The sequence below is a fragment of the Desulfosporosinus burensis genome (assembly GCF_054657535.1).
Map to the genome: position 1 here is coordinate 363,785 of NZ_BAAHYN010000002.1, position 23,716 is coordinate 387,500.

At 42.6% G+C, this 23,716-nt stretch carries 24 protein-coding genes, 1 pseudogene and 1 riboswitch (1 of these 26 only partly in view); of the genes and pseudogenes, 6 read left to right on the forward strand and 19 right to left on the reverse strand.

Annotation, left to right across the window (positions count from 1 at the left end):
* Positions 1–22 precede the first annotated feature (22 nt).
* The 10 genes from ACYQ3Q_RS04725 to ACYQ3Q_RS04770 all read right to left on the reverse strand — a co-directional run bounded on the left by ACYQ3Q_RS04725 (position 23) and on the right by ACYQ3Q_RS04770 (position 10,358).
* Complete coding sequence (locus tag ACYQ3Q_RS04725) at positions 23–1,315, reverse strand: TRAP transporter large permease (protein ID WP_459927497.1); 1,293 nt, start codon at positions 1,313–1,315, stop codon at positions 23–25.
* Between the two features lie 23 nt (positions 1,316–1,338).
* Positions 1,339–1,800 (reverse strand): TRAP transporter small permease, encoded by a 462-nt coding sequence (locus ACYQ3Q_RS04730; protein ID WP_459927498.1) that lies wholly within the window; start codon positions 1,798–1,800, stop codon positions 1,339–1,341.
* 106 nt (positions 1,801–1,906) lie between these two features.
* Complete coding sequence (locus ACYQ3Q_RS04735) at positions 1,907–2,953, reverse strand: TRAP transporter substrate-binding protein (protein WP_459927499.1); 1,047 nt, start codon at positions 2,951–2,953, stop codon at positions 1,907–1,909.
* A gap of 29 nt (positions 2,954–2,982) precedes the next feature.
* Positions 2,983–4,005, reverse strand: a complete 1,023-nt coding sequence (locus ACYQ3Q_RS04740; protein WP_459927500.1) for a zinc-dependent alcohol dehydrogenase — start codon at positions 4,003–4,005, stop codon at positions 2,983–2,985.
* 25 nt (positions 4,006–4,030) lie between these two features.
* Positions 4,031–4,801, reverse strand: a complete 771-nt coding sequence (locus ACYQ3Q_RS04745) for an SDR family NAD(P)-dependent oxidoreductase (RefSeq protein ID WP_459927501.1) — start codon at positions 4,799–4,801, stop codon at positions 4,031–4,033.
* Positions 4,802–4,993: 192 nt separating this feature from the next.
* Positions 4,994–6,061 (reverse strand): LacI family DNA-binding transcriptional regulator, encoded by a 1,068-nt coding sequence (locus ACYQ3Q_RS04750; RefSeq protein ID WP_459927502.1) that lies wholly within the window; start codon positions 6,059–6,061, stop codon positions 4,994–4,996.
* A 397-nt stretch (positions 6,062–6,458) separates the two neighbouring features.
* Positions 6,459–7,454 (reverse strand): M42 family metallopeptidase, encoded by a 996-nt coding sequence (locus ACYQ3Q_RS04755; protein WP_459927503.1) that lies wholly within the window; start codon positions 7,452–7,454, stop codon positions 6,459–6,461.
* On the reverse strand, positions 7,454–8,500 hold the full coding sequence (locus ACYQ3Q_RS04760) for a M42 family metallopeptidase (RefSeq protein WP_459927504.1): 1,047 nt from the start codon (positions 8,498–8,500) through the stop codon (positions 7,454–7,456). Before ACYQ3Q_RS04760 ends, ACYQ3Q_RS04755 begins: the two co-directional genes overlap by 1 nt.
* Positions 8,491–9,555 carry a M42 family metallopeptidase gene (locus ACYQ3Q_RS04765; RefSeq protein WP_459927505.1) on the reverse strand — a complete coding sequence of 355 codons (1,065 nt, stop codon included), beginning with the start codon at positions 9,553–9,555 and terminating at the stop codon, positions 8,491–8,493. Before ACYQ3Q_RS04765 ends, ACYQ3Q_RS04760 begins: the two co-directional genes overlap by 10 nt.
* A gap of 185 nt (positions 9,556–9,740) precedes the next feature.
* Positions 9,741–10,358: a class I SAM-dependent methyltransferase gene (locus tag ACYQ3Q_RS04770; protein WP_459927506.1), complete on the reverse strand. Its 618-nt coding sequence runs from the start codon at positions 10,356–10,358 to the stop codon at positions 9,741–9,743.
* Positions 10,359–10,525: 167 nt separating this feature from the next.
* On the opposite strand from ACYQ3Q_RS04770, the gene ACYQ3Q_RS04775 reads away from it, so the two are divergent.
* The 3 genes from ACYQ3Q_RS04775 (at position 10,526) to ACYQ3Q_RS04785 (ending at position 14,376) form a co-directional block, all read left to right on the forward strand.
* A complete protein-coding gene (locus tag ACYQ3Q_RS04775; protein WP_459927507.1) occupies positions 10,526–11,560 on the forward strand; it encodes an XdhC family protein in 1,035 nt (344 codons plus the stop codon).
* A 280-nt stretch (positions 11,561–11,840) separates the two neighbouring features.
* A complete protein-coding gene (locus ACYQ3Q_RS04780; RefSeq protein WP_459927582.1) occupies positions 11,841–12,677 on the forward strand; it encodes a prohibitin family protein in 837 nt (278 codons plus the stop codon).
* Positions 12,678–12,833: 156 nt separating this feature from the next.
* Positions 12,834–12,970: riboswitch (cyclic di-AMP (ydaO/yuaA leader) on the forward strand.
* Positions 12,971–12,972: 2 nt separating this feature from the next.
* Entirely contained in the window at positions 12,973–14,376 is a 1,404-nt protein-coding gene (locus tag ACYQ3Q_RS04785) for a C40 family peptidase (protein WP_459927508.1), read from the forward strand.
* Positions 14,377–14,426: 50 nt separating this feature from the next.
* Here the strand turns inward: ACYQ3Q_RS04785 and ACYQ3Q_RS04790 are convergent, their stop codons facing one another.
* From ACYQ3Q_RS04790 to ACYQ3Q_RS04825, 8 genes and pseudogenes are all read right to left on the reverse strand, one after another.
* Positions 14,427–14,792 carry a hypothetical protein gene (locus ACYQ3Q_RS04790; RefSeq protein WP_459927509.1) on the reverse strand — a complete coding sequence of 122 codons (366 nt, stop codon included), beginning with the start codon at positions 14,790–14,792 and terminating at the stop codon, positions 14,427–14,429.
* Positions 14,793–15,200: 408 nt separating this feature from the next.
* Positions 15,201–15,832 (reverse strand): annotated as a pseudogene (locus ACYQ3Q_RS04795) (fumarylacetoacetate hydrolase family protein).
* Positions 15,833–15,847: 15 nt separating this feature from the next.
* Positions 15,848–15,973, reverse strand: a complete 126-nt coding sequence (locus ACYQ3Q_RS04800) for a hypothetical protein (RefSeq protein WP_459927510.1) — start codon at positions 15,971–15,973, stop codon at positions 15,848–15,850.
* A 28-nt stretch (positions 15,974–16,001) separates the two neighbouring features.
* A complete protein-coding gene (locus ACYQ3Q_RS04805; RefSeq protein ID WP_459927511.1) occupies positions 16,002–16,511 on the reverse strand; it encodes a pyridoxamine 5'-phosphate oxidase family protein in 510 nt (169 codons plus the stop codon).
* Positions 16,508–17,572, reverse strand: a complete 1,065-nt coding sequence (gene fni / locus ACYQ3Q_RS04810; protein WP_459927512.1) for a type 2 isopentenyl-diphosphate Delta-isomerase — start codon at positions 17,570–17,572, stop codon at positions 16,508–16,510. The genes ACYQ3Q_RS04805 and fni overlap by 4 nt, the downstream gene beginning before the upstream one ends.
* 382 nt (positions 17,573–17,954) lie before the next feature.
* Positions 17,955–19,268: a TRAP transporter large permease gene (locus ACYQ3Q_RS04815; protein WP_459927513.1), complete on the reverse strand. Its 1,314-nt coding sequence runs from the start codon at positions 19,266–19,268 to the stop codon at positions 17,955–17,957.
* Entirely contained in the window at positions 19,265–19,777 is a 513-nt protein-coding gene (locus ACYQ3Q_RS04820) for a TRAP transporter small permease (RefSeq protein ID WP_459927514.1), read from the reverse strand. The genes ACYQ3Q_RS04815 and ACYQ3Q_RS04820 overlap by 4 nt, the downstream gene beginning before the upstream one ends.
* A gap of 21 nt (positions 19,778–19,798) precedes the next feature.
* Entirely contained in the window at positions 19,799–20,899 is a 1,101-nt protein-coding gene (locus tag ACYQ3Q_RS04825; RefSeq protein ID WP_459927515.1) for a TRAP transporter substrate-binding protein, read from the reverse strand.
* A 698-nt stretch (positions 20,900–21,597) separates the two neighbouring features.
* Between ACYQ3Q_RS04825 and ACYQ3Q_RS04830 the strand changes: the two genes are divergently transcribed.
* The 3 genes from ACYQ3Q_RS04830 to bshB2 all read left to right on the forward strand — a co-directional run bounded on the left by ACYQ3Q_RS04830 (position 21,598) and on the right by bshB2 (position 23,447).
* Positions 21,598–21,948, forward strand: a complete 351-nt coding sequence (locus ACYQ3Q_RS04830) for a YojF family protein (protein WP_459927516.1) — start codon at positions 21,598–21,600, stop codon at positions 21,946–21,948.
* Between the two features lie 171 nt (positions 21,949–22,119).
* Complete coding sequence (gene tnpA, locus ACYQ3Q_RS04835; protein WP_459927517.1) at positions 22,120–22,596, forward strand: IS200/IS605 family transposase; 477 nt, start codon at positions 22,120–22,122, stop codon at positions 22,594–22,596.
* A gap of 167 nt (positions 22,597–22,763) precedes the next feature.
* Positions 22,764–23,447, forward strand: coding sequence for a bacillithiol biosynthesis deacetylase BshB2 (gene bshB2 / locus ACYQ3Q_RS04840; protein ID WP_459927518.1), 684 nt, complete (start codon positions 22,764–22,766; stop codon positions 23,445–23,447).
* A gap of 24 nt (positions 23,448–23,471) precedes the next feature.
* Here bshB2 and ACYQ3Q_RS04845 read toward each other — a convergent pair whose 3' ends face one another.
* Positions 23,472–23,716, reverse strand: partial view of an ATP-binding protein gene (locus ACYQ3Q_RS04845; protein WP_459927519.1) — the 3' portion only. The gene runs 103 nt beyond the window's last position; 245 of the gene's 348 nt are visible here — the last part of the coding sequence; its start codon lies off the right edge, out of view; the stop codon is at positions 23,472–23,474.

Consider the following 23,716-nt stretch of genomic DNA (forward strand, 5'->3'; position numbering starts at 1 on the left):
CAATCTTGGTATGAATTGGATCTTACTTAACAAACCAGCTTAGTGGTACCATAACAATATCTGGGAAGATAATCAGGAGTAACAACACTAAAATTTCTATTAAAACCAAAGGCCAAATCTTTTTCACGAGCTCACCTAAGCCTATTTTTCCAACACCGCACCCTACATAAAGAACAGTACCTACCGGGGGTGTAACGAGACCGATTACAAGATTAAGCACCATAATAATGCCGAAATAGACGGGATCTATTCCTGCTTGCTTGACAACAGGCAGTAAAATAGGAGCAAATATCAAAATAGCAGGAGTAATATCCATCACCATACCCAAAAATAGAAGGAATACATTAATAACCAGCATTAATCCGAGCCTTGAGTCTGAAAACCCGGATAATGCTTCGACCAGCTGTTGAGGTAAATTAGCTGTAGTAACAACCCAAGCAGTTGCCGTCGCTGTTGCGGCAACCAGCATTACCTGTCCGGTGGTTTTAGCCGAGTTCGTTAAAACATGAGAAATATCCTTAAGTTTAATCTCTTTATACACGAAAATAGAAATTAACAAGGCGTACACGACAGCAACGCCCCCGGCCTCAGTTGGTGTGAAGATTCCGAATCGAATACCTCCAATAATAATGATGGGCATTACCAGTGCTAAAATGGAATTCTTGAAGGCCTTTAGCATTTCACTTCTTGTAGCCCTTTTTCCACTCGGGTAATTATTTTTCTTGGCAAAAAAGTACCAAAAAATCATTAAGGCCACTCCCAGGATGAGACCAGGAACAATTCCCGCCATAAAAAGCTGGCTAATAGAAACCTGCCCAGCCACTCCATATAGAATCAACGGAATACTCGGAGGAATGATGGGAGCAATGACTGCCGATGCGCAGACTAAGGCGACGGAAACCGCCTTATTATACCCCGACGCGATCATCATCGGTAACAATATAGCTCCCAACGCAGCCGCATCAGCCACGGCAGAGCCAGACAAACCGGCAAAAATTATACTGGCAATAATAACAACATATCCCAGACCGCCTCTGACATGTCCAACAAGGCTGGCCACAAATTCCACGATTCGACGCGATATGCCTCCAAAACTCATTAATTCCCCCGCTAAAATGAAGAAGGGTATCGCTAGCAGAGTAAAGCTGTTAGCACCGAAAAGGACGGATTGGGCTATAAGCTGGGTGTCGAAATTACCGGTAGCTACCAACAGAACGACTGCTACCCATAATAAAGTAAAAGCAATGGGAACACCGATAAACAGTAAGCCAAACATCGACGCTAAAAATAGAACAATTAGTTCCGTTCCTGCCATTTACGTTGCCTCCTTTCCGAAAACTAATTCTGTAAGGTTTTATAGGTTTGATATACCAGAATAATCCCTGTCGCAATGGCAAAAACAACAAGAGAGGCGTTTACTAGGGAAAGGGGGATTCCTAGTGATGGGCTGATGCTGGTATGGGTCGCTTGCACAATTTTGCTGCCCCCATCAACTAGTATTCCTAATCCAATTAAAACCAGGACATTGGCAACTACCAGGAAAATCTTTTGCAAACCTTTTGGCAATCTATTGGTTAGTATATCTACCTTGATGTGTATATCATCTTTAGCTGCCAGAATACCGCCCAAGAATATTACCCAAACAAATAAATATGTTGCCAATTCTGAACTCCAGGTAAGGCCGCTGTTAAATGCATAGCGTAAGACAACATTCATAAACACCAGCACGACGATACCTGACATAGCTATTACAGTAAGGCTCGTTATTAAGCGATCCAGCATAGCTGCTAGTTTCTTCATCATTACACCCCCATAGATCCAATGTCGGATTCCCCAAAGCACATCTGGGCTATTATCAGATACAGGCTCATAGCGAAGCCTGTATCTGATTTCTTATGCTTATGATTTATTGAGCTTTTTTAATGGCATCTAAGATGTTTTCTAAACGGTCTTTACCAATTTCATTTTCAAACTTAGAATAGATTTCTTTGGAACTGTCGATGAATTTCTGTCTTGCTTCAGGAGATAATTCATTAACAGTAATCTTTGCCTGTTTCATTTGTTCGAGATATTTTTGATCATTTTCACGGTTGACTTGTCTTTCGTAGGTTCTGGACTCAACAGCCGCCTTCTTAATCATTTCCTGATCGGCAGGTGAAAGTTTTTCTATGGTCTTTTTACTTACCATGAAAACGAAAGGTGTATAGAAATGCCTGGATATAGTAAGGAATTTTTGTGCCTCATAAAACTTAGAATCGTAGATGAGAGGAATAGGATTCTCTTGACCATCAATAACCTTTTGCTCTAGGGCAGTAAACACTTCATTGAAAGGCATTGGTGTTGGGTTAGCGCCCCAGGTCTTAAAGGTTTCTAAGTGAACCGTATTTTGCATAGTTCTAATCTTCAAACCTTTGAGGTCCTCAAGTGAATTGATCGGTCTTTTACTATTAGTAATGTTACGGAAACCGTTTTCCCAATAAGCTAAGCCTATAATGCCTACACTATCTAACGTGTTTAGAATCTCTTGTCCGGCGGCACCGTCTAGAACCTTATCAGCCACTTGCTCGTTGGGGAAAAGAAATGGAAGGTCAAAGACCTCAAAGGACTTGGTCAAATTGGCAATCGGAGCGGTAGATGTAACTGTAAAATCAAGGGTACCCATGCGCAGAGCATCCATCATCGATTGGTCATTGCCCAACTGTCCGTCAGGGAACAATTGCAGCTTAATTCTGCCATTACTTTCTTTCTCAACAATTTCTTTAAATTTTACAATGCCTTTACCGTGTGAACTACCTTGCAAACTGGAACCTATTCCGACTTTAAGAGTAATCGCTTGTCCTGCTTTGTCCCCTTCTTTTGGGGCATTTTGGGTAGACGAAGTTCCACAACCCACCAGGCTAATGATCAAAGTTAAGCTTAGTAAAAGGGCCATTAAACGTGTAATCTTTTTCAACACAATTTACCTCCTGCCGTTAATAATATTTAAGGATGCAGTAAAATTTTCATTGAGTCTTGTCCGGATTGCATTAATTTGATGCCATTTTCAGCCTGAGCAAACGGTAACCGATGGGAAATAATACGAGCCAGATCGTTTATCTCTTCCAGCATGGTAACAGCTATTTGGAAGTCCTTTGCTGTGTAGACTCGTACCCCAATCAACGATAACTCCCTGAAATTAACAGTTTGTAAATCCACCGGGGTCGGCTCTTTAAAGACCCCCACAATAACAACCTGCCCCGTGATCTTCACGATTTTGGTTGCTAACGCTATGGTGGGCGCTACACCGGCGGCCTCAAAAACAATATCTGCTCCATCAGGGCCAGTCATAGCTAATAGTTCATGTTCGGGGTTATCTTTCGCATCAACAACATTAAAACCTAGTTCAGAGGCTAATTTTCGACGCTCTTCACTTATCTCACTGATTACTATTTTTGATGCACCTGCATACCTAGCACAAATAGCAGTCAGGAGCCCAATGGGTCCTCCGCCTAACACGACTACGCTATCTCCGGCTTTCATTTCTGAGCGGCGTATGGCATGAACCGTTACCGCAAGGGGCTCTGCCAGGGCGGCACTGTCTAACGGGATGCCAGGTGGCAACTTTAGTATTTTGTCAGAACCGACTGCTACATATTCTGCAAAAGCACCGTCACAATCAATCCCAACCAATCCCAGCGTCCGGCAGACATGAGCATGACCCGTCCGGCAGGGCTGACATTTACCACAACTCATCAAAGGATTGATTGTTACCTTGTCTCCTACTTTCAGCTCACCGCTATCAGGTGGGGCAATTTCAACAATCTCCCCAGTCAATTCGTGACCCATTATAAGAGGTGCTTTAGCCCTGGGGTGCTTGCCACCGTAAATCCCCAAATCGGAACCGCATATTCCGGCATAGGCAACTTTTATCATCACCTCCCCCGGTGCTAACCTTGGGACATCCACCTGGTCTAGGGCAAGTTGTCCCTTGCCTTTCCAGACCACAGCTGTCATCTTCTCATTCATTAAACAGTTCCTCCTATGTCAAAGTCTAAATTGCCAAGGAAAGAAAACCTCCGTCAACTGCGATAGTGCTCCCGGTAACAAAGTTAGAAGCCTCGGAGGCAAGAAAAATGACTGCTCCCACCAAATCCTCGGGAAGTCCTAACCGCTGCATGGGAGTACGGTTGACGATTTTGTCATAGGTCTCTTTTTCTTTGAGCATTTTTTCGGTAAGCGGTGTTTGGAAATACCCCGGCGAAATACTGTTTACGTTTACTCCGTAGGGCGCCCATTCGGCAGCAAGGACCTTAGTCATCTGTAATACAGCCCCTTTGCTTGAACAGTAAGCCACTGACCGGGTGATACCCAAATGAGAACCTAATGAGGCGAAGTTGATAATTTTCCCACCCCCTTGAGCTATCATTCTTTCGCCAACGACTTGACTCACTGTAAATACACCCTTGGCATTAACCCTTAAAACATCATCCCACTCTTCTTGGCTAAGCTCCAATGCAGGCTTTTTATAGTTCTTTCCTGCGGCATTAATCAAAATATCAATTCGACCAAACTTATTCATAACCTCATCGACTAACCTCTTAATGTCATTCTTGTCAGTAATATCCGCCGAAGTGAGTAGTGATTTGCGGCCAAGATCTTCAATTTGACTAACCAAATCTGCATTACGCTCCGTACTCCGACTAACAGGTATAACATCCGCACCAGCCCTGGCTAATCCCAGGCTTACAGCATGCCCCAGTCCACCGCCTCCTCCAATAAAAATGGCAACTTTTCCAGATAAATCAAACAGTTCCAGGCTCATAAATATCCTCCCTTGATTTAAATAAGTAAATTTTAGAAAAAAATATAGTAATTTTATTTAATTAAACGATTTAGTTTACCGGTTTACTAATATAAAATAAATTGCTTAAGTTTTTCCAATGACTACCCGCTCTCATACTCCCTTCTTCTTTAAAGTTGAAGTAAAGAGCGGCTACGTTCTTGATAAGTTCAACTAAGATTCAGTTGGAGTCCAAACTCCACCTTCACTTGATGGCAAAACTGTCGAGCCCCTGATGATCAGTTCGGCAGGCAATTGAATGATCTTCGGTTTGGCTTTTCTTTTAGCATTGATTCTGGTAATTAACGTTTTCGCACTTTCCACTCCGACTTGATAAGAAGGCTGCGAAATGGCTGTTATCCCCGGGGGTATTAATGAAGCCCATCCCCAGTCATCATAACCGCATACACCGATGTCCTTTGGTATCGTTAAACCTAATTTACTAATACCATTCAATACGCCCAACAGAGTCACTCCGTTTACCGTGAAAACTGCCTTCTTAGCATAAGGGTTTTCCTTTGTAAAATGTATTATAGAGTCTAACACGGTTTGGGGTTCGGAATTATTAATTACATAAATAAAGCTTGCGGCATCAATCCCCTTGTACTGCTTACTCGCGTCCAAAAATGCGTCCCTACGAATTAAGCGGGTACTAATCTGGCCAATCTCCTCCGTAAAAAATGCCACCTTTTCAAAACCAGCCTCAAACAGGTGTTTGATCGTCCTGACTGTCATTGCATAGTTGTCGGTCATTATGGTATCAAATTTTAATTCAGGCAAAGCTCTGTCTGCCAGAACAATAGGTATGCCCTGATTTCCGATTGAGACTAGATAATCGCCGTTTTGCCCGGAAGTATTAACGATTAGCCCTTCCACACGGTTGTCAATGAGCGACTGAATATAGTCTTGTTCTTTTACAGGGTCGTTATCCGTATTGGCAATGATGATTTGGTACCCTTTTTCCTGACAAAGATCCCCGATGCCTTTGACTAAAATCGAAGAGAAAGGGTTGGTAATGTCCGAAATGATCACACCAATGAGGCTACTCTTGTTCGACTTTAAACTCCGAGCCAAATTATTTGGCCGATAAGCCAATTCTTCTATGACGTCTTGAATCCGTTTCCTCGTCTCATCTGACATGAATTCATACCGGCCATTGATAAATCTAGATACGGTTGTTTTAGACACTTTGGCTCTTTTGGCTACTTCATCAATTGTAGTTTTTCTGCTCTTTGGCTGCATCTTCAACATCCCTACCCTTTCAGGTATGTTAACCAATTAACGAAACCGGTTTACCTTCTGAATATTTTTATATTATACCATCTGTTGTTTTCCGTCAATCCCTTAATAATGATATTATTCAATAAATTTTTGAAAAAAATTATGCAGATCCTCACTGGAAGTTTTAAGTATTTATATGCATATATGGGAATACGTTCCGGTTTTAGGTCATTATACTAGTACTATCTTGTTTCCTATTGGTTGCTTAAAATAGCACCCGATCCATTTCACAAGTCCCCCAAGTCGTCTTCATCAAAGCTCAGATAGTTTCTTAGTTAGGTTATCACACAATACAATAGCATTGATTAATTCTGTCTTATGAAGATTTAGATCTCTTTGGTCTAATGAGCGGTCTCTTCTATAATTCTGTAGCCCGTTCTAACAGGGCCACTAGTAAATCCACGGCTGCTTTAACATCCCGTTTGTCAAGCATTTCGGCGGGGCTATGGACATATCGCGTGGGGATCGAAAGAACTCCTGAGGGCACCCCTCCCCTGGACAAATGAATGGCTCCCGAATCCGTTCCACCATACTCTAAAACCTCCCACTGGAAGGGAATCTTGCTTTCCGTGGCAATAGCTGCCATCCAACGCTTAATCTGAGGAGAGGTAATCATAGAGTGATCGAGCACCTTAATCCCCACACCACTTCCTAGTTTTACGGACATAGGGTGTGCTTTGGGAGTATCTCCGGTAGCCGTGACATCCACAGCAATCGCCAAGTCAGGTTCGAGAGCATAGGCAGCCGTTCGGGCACCACGAGTCCCAATTTCTTCTTGTACCGTAAAGACAAACGCTAATTCATGTGTGGACTTGGTTCGTTTGAGTGCTTCTATTGCTACAAAACAACCAATTCGGTCATCGAGGGCCTTCGAGATTATCTTCGATTCCGATTCTACGAAATCCCCAATAAAAACTGCCGTTTCCCCTATGTGGACAATCTGTTCAGCCTCTTCCCGAGATGACACACCAATATCGATATAGAGCTTATCAAGCTTGAGATCGCTGGGTTTATCTAATTTTTCAACTCCGATCGTTCCGATCCTGCCCTTGCTAAACTTGACTCTCTGTCCAACAAGGTTGGGAATACGCACTCCACCGAGGGGGGTAAAACGCAAGAACCCTTCTTTATCAAGATGGGTGATCATCAAGCCGATTTCATCCATATGAGCAGCAACCATGATTTTCTTACCCGTTCCATGACGTAAGACTATGAGATTTCCTAAGGTGTCCGTCTTAAGTTCGTCACAGTAAGGGCGCAATTGATTGGCTATGAATTCCGCCACTCGCTCTTCGGAACCGGAAGGGCCAAATATTTGGGTTAATTGTTCAAGTATTGCAAAATCCAAATCCATCACACCTTATCCTCCTTATCGATCAAGCTAACCTCAAGCTTACGCGGAATTTCTTTTAATAATTCATGGACAAGGTTAAGACAAGCTGTGTAATCCTTTTCTGAGATAACCGAGACAAAGGAATGAATATAACGACAGGGTACACTTAAAGCAATTGTCGGGATTCCAGCTTTACTAACATGAATAGTACCAGCGTCATTTCCACCACTGCCTCCGCGCCGAAACTGCAGTGGAATCCCTTTATGACGGGCTATGTCCGTCACCCACTGGATAAGTTCGGGGCTGAAAAAGGTTGCTCTATCCATGAGCGAGCAAGCAGGGCCTTGGCCTAACTCTGTAACCCAGCCCTCTTCTTCGCGATCAAACACATCAGCCGCTACCGTTCCCTCAATGACTATCGCAAAATCTGGGGCGACGTGATAGGCTGCGACCTTGGCACCCCGAAGGCCTACCTCCTCTTGCACAGTAAACGCAGCAACTAGAGGGAAATTATAGTCTTGCTTAAGCAACTCAACCAAGATGGCACACCCTATCCGATCATCAAAAGCCTTTCCTTTGTATAGACCTTCTCCGAAAGGCTCGCATTTCGTCATAAAATAAGCATAATCGCCCAGTTTAACTTTCTTGGATGCGTCTTCTTTGGATTTAGCCCCGATATCAATATAGAGTTGGTCAAAGGACAAAGCCTTTTGACGTTCAGACCTTTTTTGTAAATGGATGGCTTTAGCTCCGATTACCCCGACGAGAGATTCATTAATTTGTACTGGTTTAGAGACCAGAATTCGAGCATCAATTCCCCCAACCGGCCGAAATTTGAGAAAACCTTCACTAGTTATCTCGATGATCATCAAGGCTACTTCGTCCATATGAGCGGCAATCATAACTTTCGGACCAGGAAGATGCCCGTTTCTAGTCGCAATCAAATTTCCGATTTTATCGACGTTGATCGTCTCAACAAAGGGTTCAATTTGTTGGCACAAGAAATTACGGACAAGGCCTTCAGCCCCTGAGGTGCCGTTTAATTCGCTCAGACTCTTTAATAACATAAAAATCCCTCCAAATCGTCTGGTAAGGAGGCAATAAACTGAGCCAGTAGCTTTCCAGAATTAAGTACGTCTTGCATATCTAGAGTTTCTACAGAGGTATGCATATAGCGCAAAGGAATTGAGATCAGTCCGGTAGGGATCCCTGCTTGGGTTACTTGAATAGCCCAAGCATCCGTTCCAGAATGTCCTGGGATCGGTTCAATCTGAATCGGCAAACGGTGCTCTTGAGCGTTTACTGAGAAATGACGGTAAATGGCAGGATGAATATTGGGTCCAAGCCCCACTGCCGGTCCTTTACCTAAATCAATGGTAACTTGACCCTTAGTATCCGGCGTGCTCGCGTGGGTAACATCAATGGCCACTGCTAAATCAGGATTAAGCGTATAAGCACTGGTAAGAGCTCCCCGGAGTCCTACTTCCTCCTGGGTCGTAGCCACCGCAATCACATCGTGAGAATGCTGGAGGCGGGAGAGTTCTTCTAGGCAAACCATCATCACCACAACCCCAGCACGATCATCCAACGATTTTCCCGCCATCACATGATTAAGCAAAGGATATAGTTCTCGCTTTAGGGTGATTATATCTCCGACTTGGATAACCTCATTAAGTTTAGCGGAGGAAAGTCCAACGTCAATCGCCATTTCCTCCATCTTAACCGCTTGATCCGAGTCCGGATTTTGTAAAAGGTGTGGAGGCAAAGAGCCAATAATGCCGGGGATTCTCTCTCGTCCATGAACAAGTACCTCCTGGGACAAGAGGGTTCGCTGGTCTACCCCACCAATAGAAGTAAAACTCAGAAAACCTCGAGGATCGATCTTCTTGACGATAAGGCCGATTTCATCCATATGAGCAGCTAGCATAATTTTTGAACGCTTACTATTGCCTTTTTTCACGGCATAAACATTGCCAAACGTATCACACCGTACCTCATCGGTTAATGGAGTAAATCGCTCCATTAACAAAGAAGCGATAGAAGCTTCATAACCCGAAACCCCTGAGGCAGTAGATAAAAGACTAAGGAATTCGCGCGCGCTCTGCATTTGCGCGTTGAACAAACGCTTCACCTTCTCTCGGAAACATTGTTTAACGTTACTTATATATTACTTCTACTTTCCATTCAGAATATCCTTCTCAAGACATTTCCCGCAAACGGGGGTGAAACAGGGGGACAGGCACACTGTTTTTCTCCTCTGTTTCCTCATAAACAACAAAACAAGGAACCTGTCCCCTTGTTTCACCTTTATATCTCGAGCGAGAGTTTATTTGAGCATAGATAAAGCGCCGTCTGGGGGCCAACATCTATTCTATTCACAGCTTGGAAATATGTTCTCATTTCCTTTTCCCCATGGCGTACAAATCCGAAGTAATCTCCACCTTCTGCCCATTCGATTAGATCCGTAAGAAATCGACGCTTTTGGTTATAATCATAGAAAAGGACCCGACCACGGGAAAGTCTGCTGGCCTCAGTATAGATACGTTGACGCAACTCAGTATTCAACCCATGCAAAACATAGGATGAGAGCACCAAGTCAAAACTTTTAGCAGGAAAATCCAATCCTTTAGTAACATCCCCCGGTACTAACTCAATCGACTTCCCCTGAGTGGACTTTTTGGCTGCTCGGAGCATCGATGAGGAAAAATCTACTCCCACGGCCCGATACCCTCGCTCCGCTAAACAATATATAAAGGCCCCTGTACCACACCCTATATCCAAAACTCTGCCTCCAACTGGAATATTCAGCATCTCTTCATATTTGTCCAGAATAGCCCGATAATTCCTGACTTGACCTCCAAAAAAGACATTGTAGACAGGAGCAATTAGGTTAAATAATCGTGCATGTTTTTCTAATTCTCCCATGTTTTTTCCTACCTTTCCTTTTCGCTACTTCTTTGAACAACTATCTGGTCTCCACCCTGTTTAGGATTTATTCATAATAATGGGTCATTGACAATTATGGGAATCAATGGTTTTATTAAAGCGATACTCATCTTAGCCAAAGAACTTGTGATTGAGAGGTGCTATTCTTGGATGAAAAAATAATGCAAGCCATTATAAATGCTCAAAATACGCAAGTAAAGGCTGTCCTTGCGACGATTATCCACACTGAGGGCTCGACACCACGTGATCTGGGTACCCAAATGTTGGTCATGGAAACTGGCCAAACAATAGGAACTATTGGAGGAGGAACAGCAGAAAAACTGATCACTAAAAGGGCACTGGCAATGTCGACTGCTGACAGTGAATCAAACACTGAAATACATCGCCTAGCGATTAATCAGGAGACCATTACTGCTGGAATCGCCATTTGTGGGGCCAATATAGAGGTTCTATTGGAGCCAGTTCAGGGAAATCATTACTGGCAAATTGCTCAGGAACTCCAGATGAGTGGAAAAGATGTTGTGCTAGTAACTTCCTTAATTCCCCCGCACCCTAAGAGTATTTTGGATTCTTATGGCAATGTGCTATTGGGTCTGCCTCAACCAAGGTTAATGCTCTCCGTTAAAAAACTACAAGAAATATACTCCTGCAGGCATGCAGAAGTTGTTGGCTTAGGCAGTGAAGACTCTCGTTGGTTAGTGGAACCCGCTTTAAAAATAGAGCGGTTACTAATTTTAGGAGCGGGCCATGTGGCCAAGGAAGTTGCTTTTTATGCAAATTCGCTTGATTTCCAAGTGACTGTTATCGATGATCGTCCAGCCTATGCTCTACCTGAGTTTTTCGCGGAATCATACTCGGTTATTTGCAGTGATTTTGAGACAGGTATCAAAAATTATCTACCCAACCGTGATACCTCTGTTGTCATAGCGACTTGGAGCCATCAGACAGATGCCGATTGTTTAAAAAACATCCTCAGCTATTCAACCAAATATGTGGGAATGTTGGGCAGTACAAAAAAGATAACCGCGATTGGAAACTACCTGCAAAAAATAGGGTATACTTCGCAAGATCTTACCCGTTTAAGAGCGCCAATAGGTTTAGATATTAATGCTCAAACTCCGTCAGAAATTGCCATAAGCATAATAGCTGAAATCATTTCTGTTAAAAGATCCTTATACTAAAACTCAATATTTCGAATACGCTTGGGGTTAACCTTCTCGACTAGAGCTAGTTCCTCCTCGGTTGGGACGAATGTAGAGGGTATATCCTATATTACTACATTTAGTTGTATTATATCTACACCTCGTACTGACTCTAGACGGCATCAAACGTTCTTCTCTTTCAAATAAATTCGTCATACTTATTGCAAAAAAGAGTACTAATAAATATCGCGGGAATCTTACCTAAGGTCGGGAAAAGCAGAAATGATCTACTCAATATAAATGAGAGGAGGGTACCCAACTGGATTCTTCAAAGGTTGTCAATATGATTCCAAAACCTAAAATGAGTAAAAGCCTTATTACATCTGGCCTAGTGGTTCTAATCCTTATTATCTTGGGGCTAAATGCCTTTGTCATCGTGAATGCAGGTCAAAGAGGCATCGTTCTTCAATTAGGGGCAGTGCGCCCGATCGTTTTAACCGAAGGAATTCATTTTAAGATCCCCTTCATTCAAGACGTGATCCATGTTGATGTACGAGTCCAAAAATCTCAATCCGATCAAACGGCCGCTTCAAAGGACCTACAAATCGTTACCACGACTGTCGCAGTTAACTTTCACCTTGAGCCCAGCGCAGCGAATAAGCTTTATCAAAGTGTAGGTTTATCGTACGGAGATCGAATTGTAGATCCCGCCATCGGCGAAGCAGTAAAGGCTGTTACCGCCCAATACACTGCTGAGGAGCTGATTTCTAAACGTTCAGAAGTTAGTTCCAAGATCAAAGAGACACTCTCGTCAAAATTATCCACTTATTATATGATTCTTGATGAAATTAACATTACAGAATTCAAATTTAGTCCGGAGTTCAATAACGCGATTGAGCAAAAACAAATTGCTGAGCAGCAAGCGCTGAAAGCCAATCTTGATCTTCAGAGAATAGAAATCGAGGCAAAGCAAAAGATTGAACAAGCTAAAGCTGAAGCTGAATCTCTACGACTTCAAAAACAAGAAGTTACCCCGGAACTTGTGAAACTGAGAGAAATTGAAGCACAGATTAAAGCCATTGACAAATGGGATGGTAAACTTCCAAATGTTACTGGCGGCGCCGTTCCTTTTATCAATGTCAATGATGCTCAGTGAACTCGTTCACCCCACCTAAGCAAAGCATGAAACCCCACTTACTAGAAGTGTGGGTCTTTTTTTTGTGAAAAGTGAACTATTTTACCAAGTTTTACATAAATTTATTTAAAGGACATTTGCATATTTCGTCGAATATTTTATGATGTGCCCTAAAAAGGGAAAATAAAGCTGAATCTAGATTCATCTAGAGCGGGGGATATTACTATGGGGTTAAACGCGTATTTTACGCGTCGGGCTTACACCTTCTTGCCCGAATCCGTCAACTAACCTCGTAAGCTATGAAAGGTGAAAAACAATGCAACTGGATTTCAAACAATCTTTCCGCAACACTCTCCAAAAAATATCTTGGAAATCACCGAAAGTCATCGGTGGTCTAGCAATTACAATTATCCTAACTGGAGGGCTGACCAATTATCTTTCGACAACGACTTCTGCGGCTGTCGTAATGATTAACGGTCAAGAGATTGGCTTAGTACGTGATGTTAATACGGGTAATAATCTGGTTGAAACGATTCTAGAAGAACATGGCAAGCCCTTCGGGCTGATTGCCAAAACTCATGACCAAATTACCTATGAAAAGGTTAGGGTAAATCGAACAGTCTATCATGACTCTGCTTTGAGCGAACAGACATTGGAAGATAAATTGGGATTTTATCTTGATGGTTATAAGTTAGAAGCAGATGGTTCTGTTATTGCAATTTTACCCAGCAAAGAAGATTCCGATAAAGTTCTTAAAGACTATGAATCCTATTATGTTAAACCCAGTGAGGAAAATAAGGTCACTTCCGTTAATTTTGCCGAAGAGGTTCATGTCGAAGAGACAGAGGTCCAACCCAATCAAATGATCCAAGTTGATCAAGCTTTTAAGAAGTTGGTTGATGGTAAAATAAGGACAAAGGATTATACTGTCCTAGCCAACGATTCTTGGTGGCTTATTGCCCGCAAAAATAATATGTTGACAGATGAAGTACTAGCCGGTAATCCAGGAGCAACTAAAGATACAAAGTTGCAACCGGGCCAAATTATTAAGCTTGTGGATTCAACACCCTATCTTACTGTCGTGAGTCAGGGAACCTATTCGGGTCCAGAGACAATTCCCTATGATGTCGTAACAAAATCTGATAACAGTTTAGGATACGGGAAAACAAAAGTCATTACACAAGGTAGTAATGGCTCAAAATTAGTTACATATTCTTATGTGCAAAAGAATGGTATTGACGTTACTAAGCAGGTAGTCGATGAAAAGATCATTCAAGCTCCTGTCAATCAAGTAATTGCTAAAGGCCCTAATAGTCGGCCTGTCACTGTCGCTTACGCTGCTTCTCGTGGAAGCGGTGATTCTTCAAGCATCGTAGATCGCGCCCTTAGCTTGCAAGGGACGCCCTATGTTTTTGGCGGAACAACACGCAGTGGCTTTGACTGTTCAGGTTTTACCAAGTATGTCTTAGCTGGTGCTGGGATATCCCTCCCTCGTACATCCTTTGATCAATTCACCTCCGGAACTGCAGTGGGCAGAGATGGTCTTGTGCCCGGTGATTTAGTATTTTTTACAACCTATGCTAAGGGTGCATCTCATGTGGGCATTTATACCGGAGGAGGACGTTTTGTTCATGCCAGTAACCCCAATAGTGATGTAAAGGTATCAAGCCTTAGTGATAGCTTTTACGCCTCCCGTTACCTCGGGGCACGCAGATATTAGAGAGGGAATATGTACTGAGACCGGTTACCATGTGGTAACCGGTCTCAGTGTTAAGTGATGCGATCACTGCGAAGCATTGTTTTCATAGACTTCATAAAGCCTTCTATGGTTCCACTCGTGCGCAGAAGGTGCTCAAGGCACATGACGAAAAACATAGCTAACATGACTTCCCAGGTTCTGATTTCCAGTAAGGTAGCTTGAAGTGAAGTAGATGCTTTTTCCCACGTGGGCGAAGCAATTAAGAATAAGATAATCGAACCTGCTAGCATAGCATGCCCGATTTGAACGCGCCTCCTCAGAAGCCAAACAACGAGGATCAAGGTGCTTAGAATTTTCGCCATGACGATCATGGTTTTCCCGTCCCTTCTATTTCCAGATGGCTTGAGGAAGTCCCCTTGCCAATAAACATCATTCACTATAAACCCTCTCATTGGTTTTTTCAACGTGTTTTTTAACCCAAGTTATTAGAATAACATTATTATTCTTCAACCAAAGAATAGATGAAAGGCCAAAGTCACTTCCATAATTTTCGATTGACTCCGTGTGAAATAGTTACCCTATAATATAGGACAGGTATATAATCTTACAATAATCTTTGATATAGCAATGCTAGCAGCCCAAAATCTCGTCATAGCACTTAAGGGAAAAGAACCACTCAATCTAATCCCGGAATTAAGAGAATCCGTCAAGTAAAGAGGAACCAAGCCTTTAGCGTAGGCAATCGCCATAGTTGCACTGCGCTACAAATAGGGTTGTAACACACTTCAATAGAAGTTTGTTACAACCCTATACCTATGGGTTACATAGTAAAGAAGACCCTTTTCTTATTTCGAGAGCTTTATGATGCAGTTCCCTAACTCTTTATCAGCCAATTTACAGGCAAAATGATCCCCGTCAAGTACCGGCCCCACGCCCGCCGGAGTACCAGTAAAAATGATATCCCCTTGCCCAAGTCCAAGGTGCAGTGCAGTATAATCAATGACTGTCGGTAGGTCAAAAATCATTTTTTTTCATAGTTCCCCGTTGAACCTCTTGTCCATTTTTGTCTAAAGAAAAATCAACATCCAGCATAGCTTTAAGTCCAGCAAAAGGCTGCCAAGGGGTGATTACGGCCGAGTTGATAAACCCTTTGGCTAGTACCCAGGGATAGCCTTTACCTTTTAACTCTGTCTGAACATCACGCAAGGTAAAGTCGATACCTATAGCCATTTGGTCCACTAGGTCATCTAACTTAATTCCAGGCTCATATTGTCTGATATGGAATACGAGTTCTACTTCATATTGAATTTGGCCTCGATCTCCCGGAAAGATTATCTCACGGCCATTAGCCTCAGCTAAAGAATGGGTTGGCTTAGTAAACAACAATGGGGATTGTGGAACCGCATTGTTAAGTTCGTGAGCGTGTTTGAACGTAATTACGACCCACGCAGATTATGTTTTTTATAGATAAAGACATGTCTGTGTTGCCTCCTTATATCAAGCCCTCAATATCCACTTTTTTAACTAATTCAAATTTAACATCCTTATTTGCTTTAGTTCTAACAATTCGATCAACTGTGCCATGATTTTCCGGAACAGCATAAATAATATTTATCATACAAGTCCTCCAGTGGCACTATTATATCTTAGCTATTCGACAAATCTTCTTCATAATTAAACTCATTATCGCCCTTAATAACCTTTAATTCTAACTCTAAATGTTGACCGAACTTTTCTGTGTTATCCGTGAATTTCAAATAATGAGGGACTAGACAGTGCCAACGGGCATTGGAAACTCCCTTAAAGGCGCCTGGAGTCTGAAAAATGTGCAGAGCTGCAGGATACTTTTTACAATATGAAGCTAAGAGCAGCGCCGCCTTCTTTAAGTTAGTCATTAAGTAAGCATTCCCTTGCAATTGAATGCCTTGTATTTTCTTCCAATCCCCATAGTCTTCGGTAATCACCGCAGCAGATAGAGATTTCTCGCGCAAGTTAGTGCTGTGTATAGACGTAAGTTCCGACAAAAAATAGATCCGAAATCCGTGATTAATAAAAAAAACAGGGGTTGCCCACGGTCCGTTTTCCCCATATGTAGAAAGGATCATCGTGTTATGTTTTTCTAAGTAATTAAGCAACCTTTGGGCCTTTTCATTCATCGATTTATACCCCTCCAGGTTAGCCATTCTGCAGTACTTCCTGTAATAACCACTGGTTTTCCGGCCAATTCATGCAAATTAGAGGCCCCGACCATTAACATCGTTCGTCTTAACTGATCTATGATTCTTTCGACTCGTTCGTTAAGACCTTGCTCAGTACTTTCGAATAGAACCTGCAAGAAATGCCCTGCAAAACCTATTAATTGTGCCCCCAAAGCAAGTGCTCCTGCTACATCACTCCCACCTTTAAAACCCCCGGAAGCCAAAATACTAAGCGGTAATTTTAAGCTTTGGGCTTCCATAAGGCTTGCAGCTGTAGATATCCCGATATTCTGGTAGTTCCCTAGGTAGTCCTGACCCGAACGCATAGTTTCAATCTTAATAAAATCAGTTCCCCCTTTTCCGGCAGTATCTATGTACCGCACCCCTACATCATAGATTTTCTTAATCGTCTCACGGGACAAACCAAAACCAACCTCTTTAACGATAACCGGTACATTTGATAACGCTACTATTCTTTCGATATTAGCTAATGTACCCCTAAAATTCCTGTCCCCCTCAGTCATAGCAAGTTCCTGAGCCACATTTAAATGTAATTGGACCCCGTCCGCATTGATCATTTCGATAGCTTCTTTTACCATTATCCACGAAGTGAGCGCACTTACATTAGCCAATAAAACTCCATCCGGGTTCTCATCGCGGGCAACTTTATATGTATCTTGCACATTCGAATCTTCCAGCCCAGCTATCTGAGAGCCAACAGCCATTGCGATTCCTGCCCGAGCAGCCACCTTTGCCAAACTTCGATTGATGTGTTTAACGTCTGGATGCCCCCCTGTTATAGCATTTATTAATAGGGGAGCCTTTAGATTCTTACCTAAAAAGCAAAGAGTAGTGTCAATCTCCTCAAGATTTAACTCTGGCAGGGCCTCATAAAGCAAATGAACATCGGAAAAACCGTTGTTTCTCTGTGATTCTACAGCGGCCTTCAGCGCAAATTCAATATGTTCCTTTTTGCGAGCCTTCCTGGATAGTTTACCCTCTTGATCGTCGTTATCCATCTTTATCTACCTCTTTACAAACCCCACGGTAAAAATACTGTTAGCAAACAAATATGCTATAGATAACATTCACTCGATTACTATAAGTTTAAATCTCCAGTTTATTCGCTGGCCAACCGCCATTAAGAGTTACACTGTTTAAGTGGCGGTTAGCCACCGGTAGATTTAACCTAAGTTTACGGTAGGGTTTAAAAACCCCTCTGAAGTAAGCATTCCTTATTATTATACATTAAGTACCTTCTAAGGGAAAATAATCGCCAATTCATATTTTGGGGTTCTACATTTCCTCGACCTTGTAAAAAATAAGCAACGAAATACTTTGCAGTAATTCAAATAAGCCGCAAGGGTATTTGCCCATGCGACTTATTTGTTTAAAGACATTTTACAATCCCGTCAGCAGCTCTGGTAAATAGGTAGCAATTCCCGGGAAAATCATGAGCAGGATTAAACATATTATGATTGTACATAGAAACGGCCATACCCCTTTAAAGATTGTTTCTAAAGGGATTTCCGGGGCAATTCCTTTAATAATATAAACATTCATCCCTACCGGAGGGGTAATCACACCCATGGCTACTACTAAAACTACAACGACCCCAAACCAAATCGGATCATATCCAAGGGTATTTACCACCACAGGAAAGAATATGGGAATAGTCAGCAAGATCAGAGCTAAAGCATCAATAAAGCAGCCTAGGATGAGGTAGATGAAGAGAATCATGCCCATAATGGCAAACGGTGGCAAGGGAAGAGCTCCGACCCAATTTGCCAGTTCAAAGGGCACTCTGCTTATTGCCATAAAACGGCCAAAGATGACAGCTCCAGCAAGCATGAGCATAATCATCGCAGTAGTTCTTGTAGTATCAAATAGCGAATTTTTCAGGTTTTCCCAACTAAGCCGCCGCTCGAAAAGACTGACCATTAGTACGCCACCAGCACCTACAGCACCTGCCTCTGTAGGCGTAAACCAGCCGGCAAAAAGGCCACCAACAGAAAGAATAAAGACAGCCAGGGCTTCTCCCAGCCCTCCCCGAAGGGAACGAATTCTTTCTCCCCAACTTGATTTGGCACCGGCTGGTCCTAAACTCGGGTTACGCAAAGTAAGCAAGTAAATCATGCCCATGTTTAAGAACATCAGAAGAATCCCGGGAACGATACCGGCCATAAAAAGGGTTCCCACAGACTGTTCAGTGGCAGTGCCATATAAAATAAAAATAACACTTGGGGGAATCATGACCCCCAAAACGCCCCCTGCAGCAATACTGGCTGTGGATAATGACTTGTCATACTTATATTTATCCATCTCAGGCAGAGCGATGGCCGCCATGGTAGCCGCTGTTGCGGTATTGGAGCCACAAATCGCTCCGAAAACAGCACAAGCTGCTTGAGTGGCAATTGCCAGTCCCCCTGGCAAATGTCCAACCATTTTATAAGCGAAAACATATAAACTGGTGCCAATTCCTGAATAGTAAGCCAGAAACCCCATCCAAACAAACATGGCAATAACACTTAGTGAATAGGAAGTAAAGGTATTATATAATTCTTTGGCCGCCATATCCAAAGATGCCGGTACTGAAGTGAGGTAGCTGAATCCAACAAAACCAACGAGGGCCATAGCATAGGCAATCGGCATACGTACCATTACCAAGCCAAAGAAAAAAGCGATCCCAATTAGCCCAATTAAAAACACACTCATGGTGCCACCTTCTTAGCTGCACTTGTCCCGAGAACTTCTCTGAAAGAAACTAGGAGCTTAAACAATAGCACCAAACAAAGCCCCAACAGGCCAAAAGCAACCAAATATATAAACGGGTAAACAGGTATTTCTGCCGAGGGTGAAACGAGCCCTTTTAGCTTCATAGCATGACCAAATTTCCCTAGCGACCAGACAGCTGCAGCCCACAACATTAAAGAAGCGGCATTAACCAAGACAGCTGCAATGGACTGGATTTTTCGCGGAAAGTGTTCCATGATAAAGCTAACCGCGATATGGCCCTCTTGAAAAGCACAGTGTGCTAGGGCCAAGGCCACTCCCATAGTTGTTATGAATCCTACCAGCTCATAAGTTCCCAAAATGGGTTGGTTGAAAACCGTCCGCAAGATAATATTTGCTACAATCAACAGCATCACGGAAAAAATACATATTCCAGCTAATTTATCCAAGATACTGCTAACTCCTTTTACTATGCCAGATAATTGCTTCAATTTTAGACTCCCCCTCAGGATTTACTTAAACTCCTTGTTATATTGATCCGCAAGATTGTTCACTTTAGCCAAGATTTCTTCTCCCTGCTGCCCCTTTTTCTTCATTTGAGCTACATAATCGTCCTGAATTGGTTTTATTAAACTAATCCATTGATCCTGCTCTTCTTGAGAAAGGGTAATGACTTCCATCCCTTTTTCATTGACTGCATACTTTAACGCAGACTCATTTTGTTTATCCCATAAACCCATGGCAACTTCTTCAAAAAACTTCTGGTTTACCGCTTCGATCGCTTTCTGATCTTTAGGAGCTAGGGAGTTCCATTTATTATTGTTCATGGTAACGTAGAATAAATTATTGTATAAGAAAGGTGTCAAAGTCAGATATTTGGTTACTTCTGCCTGCTTCCAACCCTGCAAAACCTCAATTGGACCTAAATTTCCCTTTGCGACGCCCTTCGATAATGCTTCGTAGGCTTCAGATTGGGCCATCGCAACTGGCATGGCACCCAGAGCTGTAAGACTTTTAGCGCTAAGACCCGTAGCTCTAATTTCTAACCCTTTTAAATCCTTAAGAGCACGTACAGGTTGTTTGGTATATAAATCTCCAGGGCCTGTTGTAAACACCATCATCAATTTTGTATCCTGGACCTCTTTGGGATTTAACTGTTTGATCCCTTCCCACGCAACTTTACTGGCAGCCTTGGAATTGGCGTACTTAATACCTGGCAGTTCAAAAACCTCTAACACAGGAAAATTACCCCGTGTATAAGAAAAACAAGAAAGTCCTAGATCTGCAATTCCATTGATAACTCCATCATAAACCGCGTCAGCCTGTAGTAACGTCTGTCCCGGGTAGCTGGTAATCTTCACTCGGCCCTCAGTTGCAGTCTCAATCGCCTTTGCCCAAGGTTGAACAAGCTCTTTTTCAGCAGGGTGTGTAGCTGGAAAGAAATGAGCTAATTTTAACTCGACTGTTTGAGGTTTCGTTTCATTCTGAGCAGTTGGAACAGAGGCTGTCTGTCCGCATCCTGAAACAAAAACCAAGTTCAATGCCAGCACCACAAATAAAATCCCTCTCCCTAACGACTTCAAGTTAATTGATTTACTTAACCCTTTTTTCACAAATATCTCTCCTCTTTTATAATTTTGGAAAATAAAAAAACCCCTAATAGGAGTTAGAAAAACAGAGTAAGACCCCACATCCGTAACAAAAGACACGGATACAGAGAATAGACCCATCCTTATTTCTACCATCCTACAACTGACCTACATTATTTAAAACAACCATTACCTAACTATTACCTACCATTACTCTACCATCCTACAACTACCGTTAGACTACTAACCTACATCTACATCTACATCTACATCTACATGAACGATATCAATCAACTCTATAAACACTTACAAGAATAGTATATGTGTTCCACTATAAAATTACCATACTTTACTATAAAAAATCTAGTTAGTATAGCCTTTATTTCCTTCCAAGATGCAAAAAATAATCTCATCTTGAAGTCAAATGCAGATCATTCCAGTAACTGACCTGCATTCCCCCTTGTTTGCCTAGAGAATTTCTGGCTAGTATTTGCGATAGCAATTATTACTCATTAAATTACCTCTAGCCAAATATACAAGTAAAAAAATATATTACGGGACAAATCTTTGCGAACAATTAAAAGCGGATATCAACGCAGAGTATAAAGCGATAGAAGAATACCAAAATAAGACACCTCTTCACACGTAGCCTCGCCGATGTAATTAGCATCAAAATAGTATATAATAAGGGAAAAACCATTAGGTTTGAGGTGAGATAGTTCATGAAACCAACTGATAAGTCCATTGTACAACTCGCGCTGGATAGCTTTCTCAACCGCGAAGTCTACCTCCACCTAGAGACGACCAATGGAGCCTATGCAGCCCATAGGCAAGAGAGCAATATGACTGTCGGTGCATATATTCGCAATGGTCGTATCCGCTTTGGACGAGGGATTATCACTGGCGACGGTCCGTACCGAGTTGGTCTCAAAATGGAACTCGGTTGGGTATACGCCGAGGGACTAACCGATTTTGAGATAGACCAAGAGGGTCGGCTATTGCTCGCCGGTCATGATCAAGAGGGACGACTGGCTGTGGCTCTCGAACTTAGTTTATCTCCATTCGAACTATAGATTCGTCGCATAACACCTGTATACAGGTGTTATGCGTTGTTGTCTAAACGAAAACCACCTGCTATGCAGGTGGTTCCAAAAAGCTTTAGCTATGAGTAGAAAAAACTACCTACCTTTGTTAAAATAGTGCCGGTTTCGTCAGCCGCACTAAGACAAAGGAGGTAGATCCCAATGGATACAGAAAGTTTAGCACATACGCAGTGGAACTGTAAATATCACATAGTGTTTGCCCCAAAATATCGTAGGCAAATAATCTATGGAAAAATCAAAGGGGATATAGGAAAGATAATAAGGACATTGTGTGATTACAAGAAAGTAGAAATCATAGAAGCAAACGCATGTCCAGACCACATTCATATGTTAGTGTCTATTCCTCCGAAACTAAGTGTATCAAGTTTTATGGGATACCTCAAAGGAAAAAGTTCGTTGATGATCTTCGATAGGCATGCGAACTTAAAGTACAAGTATGGGAATAGGCATTTCTGGTGCAGAGGCTATTATGTAGATACAGTAGGGAGGAACAAAAAGGCAATAGAACAATATATCCGTAAACAATTACAAGAGGATATCGCGGCAGATCAGCTAACTATCAAAGAGTTTGTTGACCCGTTTACGGGTGAGCCAGTAGAAAAGAACAAGAAAAAATAGCCCCGCAACCCCTTTAGGGGTAGTTCGGGACAGGGTGCGGTTGGCGAAACTTTCAGCGAGCCTTTAGGCTCAGCCTGTACCCAGCCCTTATAGGGCTAGAGCAAACCACCCGCTGAGCGGGTGGTTGTGATTAATGGACTTTGGATTAAAGTGGGAGGCATCAGTCATTGGAAAAACATGTTCTCGTAGTTTTCCCCCATCCAGACGACGAAACGTTTGGCTGCGGCGGAACCATTGCACAATTCGCGAAGTCGGGCGTTCCAGTTACTTATATCTGTGCTACTATGGGCCAAATGGGACGCAACATGGGAAAACCGTTCTTTGCCACCCGAGAATCGCTAGCGCATATTCGGGAAGCAGAGTTGGCTGAGGCTTGCCAAGCTATTGGCATCAAAAATGTCATTAAACTCGGGTTGCGAGATAAAACGATAGAGTTTGAAGACCCAGAAATTCTAATCGATAGAATTGAGCGGATCCTCCGCGAGATTCAACCTTCCTTGGTCCTTACCCACTATCCAGGATATGCAGTGCATCCAGATCACAACGCTCTCGGGGATGTGACGATCCGAGCCATTTCTCGTCTTTCTGTTCAGGACCGCCCTGTCGTGTACGCCCATGCTTTTTCTCACGAATCTCAAGATGTGCTTGGCCCGCCGGATATCGTCAATGATATTTCAGATGTGTCCGAAGTGAAGCTGGCTGCGGTCAGGGCCCATAAATCACAATCCCAAATGTTTCTGTCTCGTATTGCAAGTGGACAAAAAAAGGGAAAGTCCTCCAAAAATCAGTTTAGTCACATGCTCCTCAAAGAGACTTTCTGGACCTACCGTTTTTCGGATGAGTGCCGATAAGCGATTGTGACCAACCGCTTTTTATTACTGAATTATAAAGTGTATAGAAAATGAAGAACCTAAAGGACTAGTTTCAATACTTATCCTTCCATTGTGGCGTGCAACTATACCGTAACACACGGCTAATCCTAAACCAGTACCTTGTTCTTTTGTTGAAAAGAATGGTGTACCTAACTTTTCAATTATACCCTGTTCAATTCCATTACCTTCATCTGATACGACTAAGACTACTTCAATGTTAGTAGAAAACGTTCTTATGCTTAACTGTC

What these genes read in the sequence shown, in the direction of transcription:
- ACYQ3Q_RS04730 (WP_459927498.1), bottom strand. Translation starts at nt 1,800, where the DNA reads ATGAAGAAACTAGCAGCTATGCTGGATCGCTTAATAACGAGCCTTACT.
- ACYQ3Q_RS04785 (WP_459927508.1), top strand. Translation starts at nt 12,973, where the DNA reads ATGCAACTGGATTTCAAACAATCTTTCCGCAACACTCTCCAAAAAATA.
- tnpA (WP_459927517.1), top strand. Translation starts at nt 22,120, where the DNA reads ATGGATACAGAAAGTTTAGCACATACGCAGTGGAACTGTAAATATCAC.
- ACYQ3Q_RS04760 (WP_459927504.1), bottom strand. Translation starts at nt 8,500, where the DNA reads ATGTTATTAAAGAGTCTGAGCGAATTAAACGGCACCTCAGGGGCTGAA.
- ACYQ3Q_RS04830 (WP_459927516.1), top strand. Translation starts at nt 21,598, where the DNA reads ATGAAACCAACTGATAAGTCCATTGTACAACTCGCGCTGGATAGCTTT.
- ACYQ3Q_RS04745 (WP_459927501.1), bottom strand. Translation starts at nt 4,801, where the DNA reads ATGAGCCTGGAACTGTTTGATTTATCTGGAAAAGTTGCCATTTTTATT.
- ACYQ3Q_RS04755 (WP_459927503.1), bottom strand. Translation starts at nt 7,454, where the DNA reads ATGGATTTGGATTTTGCAATACTTGAACAATTAACCCAAATATTTGGC.
- ACYQ3Q_RS04740 (WP_459927500.1), bottom strand. Translation starts at nt 4,005, where the DNA reads ATGAATGAGAAGATGACAGCTGTGGTCTGGAAAGGCAAGGGACAACTT.
- ACYQ3Q_RS04725 (WP_459927497.1), bottom strand. Translation starts at nt 1,315, where the DNA reads ATGGCAGGAACGGAACTAATTGTTCTATTTTTAGCGTCGATGTTTGGC.
- ACYQ3Q_RS04750 (WP_459927502.1), bottom strand. Translation starts at nt 6,061, where the DNA reads ATGCAGCCAAAGAGCAGAAAAACTACAATTGATGAAGTAGCCAAAAGA.
- ACYQ3Q_RS04805 (WP_459927511.1), bottom strand. Translation starts at nt 16,511, where the DNA reads ATGAATGAAAAGGCCCAAAGGTTGCTTAATTACTTAGAAAAACATAAC.
- ACYQ3Q_RS04770 (WP_459927506.1), bottom strand. Translation starts at nt 10,358, where the DNA reads ATGGGAGAATTAGAAAAACATGCACGATTATTTAACCTAATTGCTCCT.
- fni (WP_459927512.1), bottom strand. Translation starts at nt 17,572, where the DNA reads ATGGATAACGACGATCAAGAGGGTAAACTATCCAGGAAGGCTCGCAAA.
- ACYQ3Q_RS04815 (WP_459927513.1), bottom strand. Translation starts at nt 19,268, where the DNA reads ATGAGTGTGTTTTTAATTGGGCTAATTGGGATCGCTTTTTTCTTTGGC.
- ACYQ3Q_RS04800 (WP_459927510.1), bottom strand. Translation starts at nt 15,973, where the DNA reads ATGATAAATATTATTTATGCTGTTCCGGAAAATCATGGCACAGTTGAT.